Annotated in this window: 12 protein-coding genes and 1 CRISPR repeat array (1 of these 13 cut by a window edge); all 12 genes read left to right on the top strand. The window is 25.2% G+C overall.

The annotated features are described in order from the left end of the window. The first annotated feature begins 32 nt into the window (after window positions 1-32). The 12 genes from CP960_RS12210 (at window position 33) to cas2 (ending at window position 11,781) form a co-directional block, all read left to right on the top strand. Complete coding sequence (locus CP960_RS12210; protein ID WP_101185764.1) at window positions 33-647, top strand: c-type cytochrome; 615 nt, start codon at window positions 33-35, stop codon at window positions 645-647. Window positions 648-671: 24 nt separating this feature from the next. Next, complete coding sequence (locus tag CP960_RS12205) at window positions 672-1,520, top strand: flagellin (protein WP_101185763.1); 849 nt, start codon at window positions 672-674, stop codon at window positions 1,518-1,520. A 36-nt stretch (window positions 1,521-1,556) separates the two neighbouring features. Then, complete coding sequence (gene aat / locus CP960_RS12200; protein WP_322866818.1) at window positions 1,557-2,225, top strand: leucyl/phenylalanyl-tRNA--protein transferase; 669 nt, start codon at window positions 1,557-1,559, stop codon at window positions 2,223-2,225. An 88-nt stretch (window positions 2,226-2,313) separates the two neighbouring features. After that, entirely contained in the window at window positions 2,314-3,048 is a 735-nt protein-coding gene (gene cas6 / locus CP960_RS12195) for a CRISPR-associated endoribonuclease Cas6 (protein ID WP_101185762.1), read from the top strand. Further along, complete coding sequence (locus CP960_RS12190) at window positions 3,039-4,736, top strand: hypothetical protein (RefSeq protein ID WP_101185761.1); 1,698 nt, start codon at window positions 3,039-3,041, stop codon at window positions 4,734-4,736. Before cas6 ends, CP960_RS12190 begins: the two co-directional genes overlap by 10 nt. A 1-nt stretch (window position 4,737) precedes the next feature. Next, the gene (gene cas7i, locus CP960_RS12185) at window positions 4,738-5,661 is read left to right on the top strand and encodes a type I-B CRISPR-associated protein Cas7/Cst2/DevR (RefSeq protein ID WP_101185760.1); all 924 of its coding nucleotides are present in this window, start codon (window positions 4,738-4,740) and stop codon (window positions 5,659-5,661) included. Continuing rightward, window positions 5,661-6,392 carry a CRISPR-associated protein Cas5 gene (gene cas5, locus CP960_RS12180; RefSeq protein ID WP_101185759.1) on the top strand — a complete coding sequence of 244 codons (732 nt, stop codon included), beginning with the start codon at window positions 5,661-5,663 and terminating at the stop codon, window positions 6,390-6,392. The genes cas7i and cas5 overlap by 1 nt, the downstream gene beginning before the upstream one ends. Further along, on the top strand, window positions 6,392-8,605 hold the full coding sequence (locus tag CP960_RS12175) for a CRISPR-associated helicase/endonuclease Cas3 (protein ID WP_101185758.1): 2,214 nt from the start codon (window positions 6,392-6,394) through the stop codon (window positions 8,603-8,605). The genes cas5 and CP960_RS12175 overlap by 1 nt, the downstream gene beginning before the upstream one ends. Beyond that, window positions 8,606-9,100 (top strand): CRISPR-associated protein Cas4, encoded by a 495-nt coding sequence (gene cas4 / locus CP960_RS12170; RefSeq protein WP_101185757.1) that lies wholly within the window; start codon window positions 8,606-8,608, stop codon window positions 9,098-9,100. It abuts the gene before it with no gap. 84 nt (window positions 9,101-9,184) lie between these two features. Beyond that, window positions 9,185-10,438: an ATP-binding protein gene (locus CP960_RS12165; protein ID WP_196778340.1), complete on the top strand. Its 1,254-nt coding sequence runs from the start codon at window positions 9,185-9,187 to the stop codon at window positions 10,436-10,438. 11 nt (window positions 10,439-10,449) lie between these two features. Continuing rightward, entirely contained in the window at window positions 10,450-11,454 is a 1,005-nt protein-coding gene (gene cas1b, locus CP960_RS12160; protein ID WP_101185756.1) for a type I-B CRISPR-associated endonuclease Cas1b, read from the top strand. A gap of 9 nt (window positions 11,455-11,463) precedes the next feature. After that, a complete protein-coding gene (gene cas2, locus CP960_RS12155; protein WP_101185755.1) occupies window positions 11,464-11,781 on the top strand; it encodes a CRISPR-associated endonuclease Cas2 in 318 nt (105 codons plus the stop codon). 164 nt (window positions 11,782-11,945) lie between these two features. After that, a CRISPR array of direct repeats spans window positions 11,946-12,076; the repeat unit is 30 nt; unit sequence CTTGAACCAAAACATATAATGTATTGAAAT (it continues 2,367 nt past the right edge of the window).

Below are 12,076 nucleotides of genomic sequence, written 5' to 3'. Positions count from 1 at the left end.
AATATGTATTATTATTAAAAAAAGGTTATTTAATGAAAACTGCGTTAATAAGTTCATTTGTTGCGATTTTATTGCTTACAGGTTGTGAACAAAAAATTGAACAAAACAATACAAACGAAGTTGCACCAGTAGAAAAAACAGAAGAGAAGCCAGTACAAGAAGATGATTTAATTAATAAAATTAAAAATACTAGTGAGAATATCACTGCAAAAGTAGGTGAAGCTTCTAAACAGATAAAAGAGATTATTAATAAAACTTCAAAAGAGGTTGGAGAAGAGGCCTCAATAGTTACTGAAGAGGTTGTCAAAAAAGGCAGTGAAGTAACTAAAGAAGTACAAAAAGAGGTTGAAAAATCAGCCGATAAAATCGAAAAAAGTATAAATAATATAATAAAAAGTAGTAATTCAACAAAAGGTGAACAACTATTTTTAAAATGTGCTGGTTGCCATGGACAAAAAGGTGAACTTAAAGCATTGGGTAAATCAGAAATTATACAAGGATGGGATAAGCAAAGAACAATTGATGCTTTAAATGGATATAAAAATGATACTTATGGAAAAGCTATGAAAGGTGTTATGAAAAGCCAAGTTTTATCTTTAAGTGATAGTGATATAGAGGCTATGGCAGAGTACATCTCTACATTATAATATTAAGTTTAAAAGGAGTTTACTATGAGATTATATACAAATGTATCAAGTATGATTGCATATGAAAATTATAGTCGAAATAGTAAACTTCTAAGTGAATCTTTAAAAAGACTATCAACAGGTCTTAGAATAAATAGTGCAAGTGATGACCCTTCTGGGCTTGCAATTGCAGATAAACTTAGAACACAAGCTAGCTCTGTTCAACAAAGTATAGAAAATGCTAATTCAGCTATTGCAATGACTCAAATAGCAGATAAAGCAATGGCAGAGCAATCAAATATTTTAGATATTGTAAAAGTAAAACTTTTACAAGCTTCAACTGATACAACAACAGATGAAGGAAGAGAAGCAATAAGAAAAGACATAACTAAACTATTAAGTCAATTAAATAATATAGCCTCTCAAACAAACTACAATGGAAACTACATACTACAAAAAGATCAAAATGATACAGCAATATCTGATGATAGTACATTTCAAATTGGTGAAAAAGCATTAAATACAATAGATTTAAAAGGAATACAAGCAAATACAGTAGGCTTAGGTTTAGATGCTTTGAAAAACTTAGGAGCAAACTCTTTAAGTAAAACAGAAGCACAAAATTGGCTTGATAATATTGATAACTCTTTAACTACTTTAAATACTTTTAGAGCAGAGGTTGGTTCAACTCAGAATCAACTAGAGTCTTCTGTTAGATATATGATGACTTTAAAAACTAATCTTAAAGCAAGTGAATCTGTTATTAGAGATGTTGATTATGCAAAAGAAGTAGCACATTTTAGTAAACTAAAAATCTTAGTTCAAGCTGGTATATTTGCTATGGCACAGGCAAATAAAATTCAAGAAGCAATGTTAAGATATCTATTTAGGTAAGCTTGTTATAATCACGCAAAAACAATAAGGATTATTGTGCAAATATTCCCACTAACTGATGATGTTTATACTTTCCCAAATCCAAGACTTGCATGTGATGAAGGTGTTTTAGCTTATGGAGGTGATCTTAGTGCTAAGAGATTAATTACTGCATATGCTCATGGTATTTTCCCTTGGTATAACCCTGATGAACCAATATTATGGTGGAGTCCTAATCCAAGATTAGTAATGGAATTAGATGATTTTAAATTATCTAAAAGTTTAGCAAAAACAATCAAAAAAGATACGTTTGAAGTAAAGTTTGATGAAAACTTTACACAAGTGATGATTGAATGTAAAAATATTTATAGACCAGAACAAGATGGAACATGGTTGCAAGATGAACTAATACAAGCATATACAAACCTTCATAAGTTGGGTTATGCACACTCTTTTGAAAGCTATTATGAAGGAGAGTTAGTTGGTGGAGGTTATGGACTTTGTATAGGAGATATGTTTTGTGGAGAGTCTATGTTTGCAAAAAAAAGTGATGCATCTAAAGTTGCACTTTATTATCTTGTTCAAAGATTAAAACAGAAAGGTTTTAGCTTACTTGACTGTCAAACACCAACAAATCACTTACAATCACTTGGTGCAAAGTGTATAAGTAGAGATGAATTTTTAGATAGATTAAAAGTATCTATTGAGAACTTTCCACAATTCTAATTAAAATTGGTTATAAAAAAGTCATAATTAAGTATTTATAATATTTGTTTCAGTAGAATTATTACAATATAGTTTTATTGGAGTAGAAATGAAATACTTTGAATTGATATGTACAGTATTTATTAAAGTAGACATAGAGTTTATAAATAGTTTTGATGTAATTTCAAAATTTATAAATTTTAGTATGCTAAAAAATGATAAGTTGAAAGATTTTCATCAGCAAAAAGGTTATAAATATTATAGTTTTGGTGGGTTTTATCCCCTTGAAAAAGATAAACTCTATAAAAAAGGAAGAGTTTATAAATTTACACTTCGCTCACTTGATGAAAGATTTATAGATTCATTATCTACTCTTCTTAAAGAAAATATAAATAATCATTTTTTACAAATAGTAGAAACAAATAAAAAAATAGTAAAGCAATTTTTTATAACAGAACTTTATAGTGTAACTCCTGTAATAGTATCACTTCCAAGACAAAAGGGAGAAAAACAGATGTTTTGGAGTATAAAAGATGATATATTTATTTTGCAAAAACAACTACAAAATAACTTACTAAAAAAATATAAATCATTTTATGAAAAAGATTTAGAACCTACACAAAATTTTATACAACTTTTTGAAATCAAAAATCAAAAACCTCAATCAATCTATTTTACTAAAAAAATAAATGATAAAAAAGAGCAAAAAGTAAGACTTTTTGGAAATAAGTTTAAGATAATAGTTAATGAAGATGAAATAAGTCAAAAACTTGCATTTACAGCACTTGCTTGTGGCTTGGGTGAACGTCAAAGTTATGGTGGAGGGTTTTGTTTATGGAACTAGTGCAAAATAGTTTATTTGATGAAAAATCTTCTTGCGAAACTATTTCTAAAAAATTTATTGTAAAAGATGTATTTTTTAATAATGGCATAGTGAATTTATATCAGTTTTTACAAGATAATAGTTTTGATATAGAGTTTGAGTTTCAAAGTAATTATTTAGAATTAGAATATAAAGATGAAAAAATATATTTTGAGATTTTAAATAAGTTTTTAAAAGATAAAAAGATAGTTAGTTTTAATGAAAAAAATAAAAGAATATTTTTTGATATGAAACAAAAACAGTTTACTCAAACAAATAAAATAAATATAAAAAATGGTGGTAATAATGATTCTAAAAACTCTTTGATAAGATTTCATATAGATGATTTAGGAATATCTCAAAAAGAATTATTTCAAAAAGAGAAATTATACAAATCAAAATATGATAATCATGATAAAGATGATTTTAAAATTGAAAAGTGTTATTATGATAAATCAAAAAATGAAATTTATGTATTATCAACCTTAGATGAGCATATAGAAAGATTTTCATCTTATTTAGTAAAAAATGATTTTTTAGTTTTAAACTCTTCTATCCATAATTTTGAAGATGGCCAAAAAAATTTTCATGATATGCTAAAGATATCTAAAGAGTATAATATTGATAAATGGGAAGCTTTAATTTATTGGTTTGGTACTAAGGTACAGCATTATTTTAATTATTCATTTTTTATTTATCCAAACTCTTCAAGTTTAGAGGCACTTGATATTTTTAAATATGATTTACAAATAAGTGATGAAAAAGAGAGTTTTAAAGACTCTTCTGGAAATACAGTTGAACCTAATACAAATATCAATTTTTATGAGCAGTTAAAAAAAGATGAGATTTTTAATACGTACTTTTATATTTCAAAAAGTGATGTTGAGTTTGAATTGAAGTTTTTTATGTATCTATTTTCTAAAATTTATCATATAGAAGAGGAGTATGAAAAAGCAAATAAAAAAAGGAAAAAACTTAAAGAGAGAATTTATAATGCTCTTCAAGAGATTACATTTGTAACATATGTTGAGGATGGAACTTTCAAAAAATCTTTAAATGAATATACAAAAGCATATCAACTTATAAGATTCTTTGAGAAGATAAAAGAGGCTGATTTATTTACTTATTTTGCTGATATATTTGTAATTTTTTATAAATCTCAAGGTTCTAAAGAAGTTAATGTTAATTATCAAAAATGGTGTAAGGGATTGTTGGAGTTTAAAGAACTTAGGAAATATTATTACTTGGCAAGTTTTAATATATTAAAAAATGATTCAAAGTCTTTTGGAAAAAACTTGTTTGAGTTCGAAAAACTTTATTTAAAAAATATAATGGGAGAAAAAAATATGAATATTCATGAAAAATCAAAAATATTAGGAGATTCAATAGGGTATTTTTGTGCGCAATTAGGAGATAAAGATTTACTTTTTAAACTTAGAAATGTGAAAAATTATAAACAATTATTATCATATTTTAAAGACTTAAAGTTTGCAAGTTTAAAGCATGGTGAAAAAGCTAGGTTTTCAAAAGAGTTTAATGAATCTTTAGAAGAAGTTTTAAATGTTCTAGAAAATGAATGGGAAATAGTAAGGGATTATATTGCAATTTATGCAATTGATAAATACAAAGCTACTAATTATAGAAATAAAATGAAAAAAGAAGGGAAATAAAATGTTTTTAAATATCGCATATATAACAAAAGTAAATTTAGCATCATTAAATGGTAGTGAAGGAACAGGTGGAAATATAACAGAAATGAAAAAAATCTCTAGTGCAAATGGTGAAGAGTTTGCTTATGTATCTGGACAAGCCTTAAGAAGATATTTTAAAGAGACTTTACATCAATTAGGAGAAAGAATAACAGAAGTAAGTGAGAAAGGTGAACCAACATTTAGAGATGAGAATGGTAAATATATTGATCTTGATAAGAAATTAAAAGATGTAAAAGAAGAAGCTTTTAAAAAATTTGTTGATCTGGATTTATTTGGATATATGTTCCCAAGTGGTGGTCGAAGATGGTCTCCTATAAAAGTTACTCCACTTATTTCAATTTTACCTTATAAGGGTGAATATGATTATCTTACTAGAAAACAAAAACCTAAAAAAGAGAATGAAAAAAGTGGAAATATAGTACAAATAGAAGTTGATACATTAAATTTTATGAGAGGTAATATTATGGTAAATATCTCTCATATAGGGAATGAAGTAGATGAATATACATATGATGTAAGTGAAATACTTAATGTTGATGAAAAAAATCATAGATTAAATATATTTTTAGATGCTGTTAAAAACTTTAATGGTGGAGCAAAACAATCAAGAAATTTAGAAGATATTTCACCTAAATTTATTGTAATATCACATCAAAAAACTGGAAACCCATTTTTATTAAATAGTCTTGATGTAGACAGTGAGGGTAATATAAACATTGAAAACATTTTAGAAACTATAGAAGAAAATGATGTGGAAAAATTAACAATTGGTATATCAAAAGGGATATTTAACAATGAAGATGAGATAAAAGAAAAGTTTGAAAATGTTATAACTGTATCAAAAGCACTACAAGAGTATAAAAACCTTTTAAAGAGTAAATAATGAAAGTTATAAGATTTGAGATACAAGGACTTGTAAACTCATATAGAATACCTTTTTTTAGAACTTATCATAAAAGTTTTTTAGCACCTCCTAAAACTACTTTAATAGGTATGCTTTGTAATATCTCTTTAAAATCTCAAAAAGAGTTTTTTGAGATTTTGGATAAAGAGTTGATAGAAATCTCTATTGTTATAAATGAGATAAAAGGGAAAGCTAAAGATTTATGGAGATATAAAACTCTAAAACCACTAGAAAAGGGGAAAAGAAAAGACTTTTCTGTAGTGAGAAGGGATAAACTATTTTTACCAAGCTATTTAGTTTATTTAAAAATAGAAGATGAAGAGTTTTATAATGAGATTCTTGAAAATCTAAATAAGCCTAAAAATACTCCATCTTTAGGTATGGATGATGAACTTATAGAGATAAAGAATATAAAACAGATAGAACTAACTAAAAATGATACTAATAAAATAAACAGTGTATTTTTAGATAAAGGGATAAAATATAAATCATTTGTAAAAGATTTACACAAAAATATAGAGTTCCCTATATTAAATATAACACCTACAAAGTTTATAGGTTTTGATAAAAAAAATAAAAGAATCCCTAAAGAATCTAAAAAGGATTATGAGTTTAATCAAGTTGAATATTTAAACTGTGAAATAGAGTTTCAAGATGAAGTAAAGACTTTTGTAGATAATGAACTTGAAAATAAATTGGTGTTTTACTAGTGGAGATTTTAGCTAAAAAATTACAAGTAGATGGAGAAATTGTATCTACTCAAACTTTAGAAGAACATACGTGCTGGGTAATAGAAGAAGCACTTAATTTGGTAGATGAAAGTTCACTTGAAAGAGTATCTAAAATATGTGGCTGGGATAAAGATAAAATCTTAGATTTGATTTTTTTTAGCGCCTATTTTCATGATATAGGTAAAGCTACAAAGGAGTTTCAGGATACTATTAATAATGGTAGTAACTCTTATCACTCATTATATTCTGCAAGTGTTTTATCTATGTTTGATGAATTTGACATAAGAGGAGAATATGATAGTTATATAAATCTTTTGATGATACTTTGTTTAACACATCACACTTTACTTCCTTATAATGTGAAAAAAGTGAGATATGTGTTTTTAAGTGATGCAGAGGTGTTTTTTTATGGGTATAAAAATGCTTATGAAAAATACTTAAAAAAAGAGTGTTTATATAAATTTGATTTTGAAATAGAAAATGATATTTCAAATGAAATAAATAGTATGGATAGTGACTTAAAATATATAAATAAAAATCATAAATTAAGAACATTATATACATACTGTAGCGGTATATTAAATCTAGCAGACTGGTTAGCAAGTGCAAGATTTAGTAATAGTTTACCTAGTACTTATTTTAATAATATTCCTACAAAAGAGAGTTTTATATCTAATTTATCTTTTGAGAGATTAAGAGGTTTTCAGAAAGATTTATCAAACTGTAAAAATAGTATTTTAGTAGAGATTCCAACGGGTGAAGGAAAAACTGAAGGCTCACTTCTTTGGGCTATAAAAAATCTTTATGATAAGAACTCTAAGATAATATATACTCTTCCTACACAAGTAACTTCAAATAAACTATACGAAAGAGTAACTATATTTTTTGATAAAAAAGAGTGTGGACTTATTCATTCCTCTTCAAAGCTATATTTGGAAAAAGAATATGAAGAGGAACATGGAGTAGTAGATGATTTTTTTAAAAGTGAGATAACATTTAATAAAAACTTTTCAAAGCCAGTTACTGTTTCTACTATAGATTCACTTTTAAAGTTTTTTATAAATATCGGTAGATTTAATATTGCTACTAAAAACTATTTGAACTCTATTGTCATAATAGATGAGATTCATTGTTATGATTTTAAACTGATGGGTTTTATAAAAAAGTTTTTAGAGCTATGTTGTGAATTTGATGTGAAAGTTTGTCTTATGAGTGCTTCCATACCTAATGAAGTCAAAAAGTTGCTAGGTATTGAAAATTACCCACTAATAAAAGAGGAAAAACTTTTTGAAAAAAAAGCAAATGAGATTATTAAGATAGATGAAGAGTTAGATGATAATTTTGATTTGATACTTGAAAAGTTTGAAGAAAAGAAAAATGTACTAATCATACGAAATACAGTAAGAAGTGCAACTGATACATATAAAAAATTAAGAGATGATTATTTAATAGATGAAAATGATTTGATACTTTATCACTCTACATTTAAAAAACGAGATAAAAATCAAAAAGAGAAAGATATATTTGAAAAGTTAGATGGAGATAAACCTTTTATTCTAATAGCTACACAAATAGTAGAAATATCTTTAGATATAGATTTTGATGTTATGTTTACTGATAATGCTCCTATAGATGCTTTGATACAAAGATTTGGTAGAGTAAATCGTAAAAAAGTAGAAATTAAAAAAGGGGAAATATATATATTTAGATATGAACAAAGATTTCCTTATAGTTCTGAATATCTTTTGGAACTTACTTTTAAAACTATAGAAAATGGGTATTTTAAACTTAGTAAATATGTAGAGTGGCTAAATATAGTTTATGATGAACTATTTAAAGAAGATATAAAAACTCAAAATGAATTAGAAAAGTTTAATGATGGATATAAATTTTATGATGAAATACAAAAAAAACTTTGTGGAATAAAACAATCAGAAGACAAATATGAACTAAGAGACATAACTATTCCTAAAAATGATTATTTACTTTATGATGATTTTATAAATGATGATATTGAAAGTAAAGATTATCATGAGTATACAATATTCTTGCCTTATTATTATGAAACGAAGTATTTGTATCAAGCACTAAAAGAAACAAATTATAAAGTTTTGAATATTCCCTATGAATATAAAGAGGGAATAAAAAATGAAGACGAAGAGAATCAAGGATTATGCCAATTGGGATTATAAATGAATATAAACGGAACACTAATTTCATATTATTTTATATGTAAGAAAAAGTTATGGCTTCATGCAAACCGCATAAATTTAGAAGATAATAGTGAAGATGTTCGAATAGGAAAAATTTTACATGAGATAAATGAAGCAAAATCTAAAAAATCTGAAGTAAGTATAGAAAATATAAAAATCGACAAGCTTACAAAGGATTACTTGGTTGAGGTAAAAAAATCTGATAGTGATGTGGAGTCTGTAAAATGGCAAGTTTTACTTTATTTATATAAACTAAAACAAAAAGGTGTGATAAAAAAAGGAAAGATTGAGTTTATCGAGAAAAACAAACAAGATAAAAAAATACATTATATTGAACTTGATGAGCTAAGAGAAAAAGAGCTTTTAAAGATTTTGGAAGAGATTGAAATTTTGATAAATCAAGATACTCCACCACAAGTAAAGTTTGAGTCAAAGTGTAAAAAATGTGCTTATTATGAGTATTGTTTTATATAAAAAGATAAATTTCTTATTATACTTACTAATTATGATATAATATTAGTAAGTATACTTCTTAATAATTAAAGGAAAATAAGAATTATGATAGATAAAATACTTAATGAACAAAATAGACACTGGTTTGGTGAAAAGAAAAGTTATATCATAAGAGAGAAATTTCAAACATTAGTTGATTTTCTTCCTTTAAAACAAATAATTACAATTACTGGAATTAGAAGATGTGGTAAAAGTACTTTGGCAAAAACTGCTATAAATTATTTGATTGATAAAGGAGTCAATCCTTTAAATATACTATTTGTTAATTTAGAGCAACCTTTTTTTTTAGAATATAGAGATGATGCAACATTTTTAGAAAAAATATATGAGGAGTATTTAAAACTTGCTAATCCTAATGGAAAAACTTATGTAGTATTTGATGAAATTCAATTTTTTCAAAATTGGGAAGTATATATAAAAAGTAAGTATGAATCTAGTAATATTAAGTTTATCATTACTGGTTCAAACTCTTCAATGCTTTCTACTGAACTTGCTACATTATTAACAGGAAGAAGTTTAAATATTCATCTTGATACCTTTTCATTTAAAGAGTTTCTATCTTATAAACAAATAGATTATAGCAGTAAATTACAACGAATAAATAACAAAATTCAAATTGCAAGAGCTAAAGATGAATATTTAAAATGGGGTGGTTTTTATGAAGTCTTTGAAATTAAAGATGAGTTTGCAAAAAAGTCATTATTAGTAAGTTATATTAGAAATATTATATACAGAGATATTGTTCCTAGATATAATATAAGAAATAGTCAAACAATAGAAAAACTGTTTTTTTATCTTATAAATAATACAACAAACCCATTAAATTATACTACCTTAGCTAATACATTTGATATTAGTGATAAAACTATAAAAGAGTACATATCATATTTTGAAGAGGCTTTTATGATTAAAAGAATTGATAAATATCATACAAAGCCAAAAGAAAAAATCAAATCTATAAAAAAGCTTTATATGAAAGATAATGGTTTCTTTCAAATAGCTACTAAAAAAACTCCACAACTTGGAGCATTACTTGAAAATTTTGTTTTTAACTATTTATCTTCAAAATCAGATGAACTTACATATCTGAAAGATAACTATGAAGTTGATTTTTATGATGAAAAGTGTCTTTATCAGGTTTGTTATAATATCGAAGATAAAAAAACACGACAAAGAGAGTTAAGAGTTTTTGATTATTTTTCTCATATTAGTAGTAACGCAAAGTTGATAACTTATGATACAAATGAAGAAAATGAAAAAATAAAGATTTTAAGTTTTGAAAACTTTATTTTTGAATAGGTTTAAATATTATGGCAAAAAATCATACTAGATATATATTTTCAATGGGTGAATTAAAAAGAAAAGATAACTCTATTGCTTTTATAAATAAAAAAGGTAATTTTTATATTCCCATACAAGATACAAGAGAGCTTTATTGTATGAATGAAGTTAGTTTCAATACAAAGTTTTTAGATTTTATTTCAAAAGCTGGGATAACTTTACATCTTTTTAATTATCATGGAAATTATAGCGGAAGTTTTTATCCAAAAGAGCAACTAGTAAGTGGAGACTTGACTATAAAACAGTCTTTATGCTTTATTGAAAAAAGATTGATTATTGCAAAACAAATAGTAAAATCTATAGCTTCAAATATTCATGAAGTTTTGTATCACTATTTTAGGCATGGGAAAAAAGAGCTTAAAAATTATCTTGATTGGTTAAAAAATGATATTGAAAAATTTTTAGAAAAAGAGCTTACAATTGAGCAAATACTTTTTATAGAAGGTCAAATGTGGTCGCGGTTTTATGATAGTTTTAAATACTTTTTACCTGAAGATTTTATCATGAATAAAAGAGTAAAAAGACCACCCAATAATCCTATCAATGCACTTATAAGCTTTGGGAATACACTACTTTATACAAAAACTATCTCAAGCTTATATGAAACTCATCTAAATCAAACAATTAGTTTTTTACACTCTCCAAGAGAAGGAAGATTTAGTCTAAGTCTTGATATAAGTGAAACTTTTAAGCCAATAATAGTTTTTAAAACTATATTTGATTTAGTTGGGAAAAAAAAGCTTCAAGTAAGTAAGCATTTTGATAAAAGTTTGAATTATGCTTTATTAAATGATGAAGGAAAAAAGATTTTTATTGATGCTTTTGAAACTAGAATAAATGAAACTTTTATGCATAAAAGATTAAAAAGAAAAACAAGTTATAAAAATTGTATAAAATTAGATGGATATAAACTTATCAAATATATTGTAGAAGATAAAGAGTTTAAGCCTTTTATTTTAAAAGAGAAAATATAAGGGCTATTTATGGCAAGTAAGAAACAAAATTTTAATTATAATTATATCTTTTTATTTTATGATATTGCAGATGAATTTAGTGAATCGGGAAAGTATAGAGTTGCAAAGGTTTTTAAAATTTGTAAACAATACTTAAAACATCATCAAAAATCTATTTTTAGAGGAAGTATTACTCCTTCGAATCAAATAATGCTTGAAAATAAACTGAAAAAAGTAATAGATAAAGACTTAGATTTTATTTCCATAATTAAAGTACAAAACTCAGGAAGTTTTGCAGAAGTTACACTTGGTACAAATAAAAAAGAATCTGAATCAATTTTTATATAATTTTCCAACCTATTTAAAAATAATATCATTTAAAAATAGCTATAATATCGAACTTTTCAAGAGTTCTTTGACAACTTATTGTTTTTATGATAATTGGTTGGAAAAACTTTAAAGAAAATCCTTTTTATGGGAAAGATGATTTTATAAAGAGCGATTTTATCTTCCTTGAACCAAAACATATAATGTATTGAAATCAGAAAAAAAATCTTATTGCAGATATAGAAACATGCTTGAACCAAAACATATAATGTATTGAAATCCTAAAAAGCTTTGCTTAGTATGATCTATATCAAAC

This window comes from Malaciobacter halophilus (genome assembly GCF_002837275.1).
In the GTDB taxonomy this organism is placed as follows: Bacteria; Campylobacterota; Campylobacteria; order Campylobacterales; family Arcobacteraceae; genus Malaciobacter; species Malaciobacter halophilus.
The sequence above is the reverse complement of the archived record's forward strand: the minus strand, read 5'-3'. Positions and strand labels throughout refer to the sequence as shown.

Bases quoted from the DNA above. Each gene is read 5' to 3' on its own strand.
- CP960_RS12205 (WP_101185763.1), top strand. From the start codon at position 672: ATGAGATTATATACAAATGTATCAAGTATGATTGCATATGAAAATTAT.
- cas7i (WP_101185760.1), top strand. From the start codon at position 4,738: ATGTTTTTAAATATCGCATATATAACAAAAGTAAATTTAGCATCATTA.
- cas4 (WP_101185757.1), top strand. From the start codon at position 8,606: ATGAATATAAACGGAACACTAATTTCATATTATTTTATATGTAAGAAA.
- cas2 (WP_101185755.1), top strand. From the start codon at position 11,464: ATGGCAAGTAAGAAACAAAATTTTAATTATAATTATATCTTTTTATTT.
- CP960_RS12165 (WP_196778340.1), top strand. From the start codon at position 9,185: ATGATAGATAAAATACTTAATGAACAAAATAGACACTGGTTTGGTGAA.
- cas1b (WP_101185756.1), top strand. From the start codon at position 10,450: ATGGCAAAAAATCATACTAGATATATATTTTCAATGGGTGAATTAAAA.
- CP960_RS12210 (WP_101185764.1), top strand. From the start codon at position 33: ATGAAAACTGCGTTAATAAGTTCATTTGTTGCGATTTTATTGCTTACA.
- cas5 (WP_101185759.1), top strand. From the start codon at position 5,661: ATGAAAGTTATAAGATTTGAGATACAAGGACTTGTAAACTCATATAGA.
- CP960_RS12190 (WP_101185761.1), top strand. From the start codon at position 3,039: ATGGAACTAGTGCAAAATAGTTTATTTGATGAAAAATCTTCTTGCGAA.
- cas6 (WP_101185762.1), top strand. From the start codon at position 2,314: ATGAAATACTTTGAATTGATATGTACAGTATTTATTAAAGTAGACATA.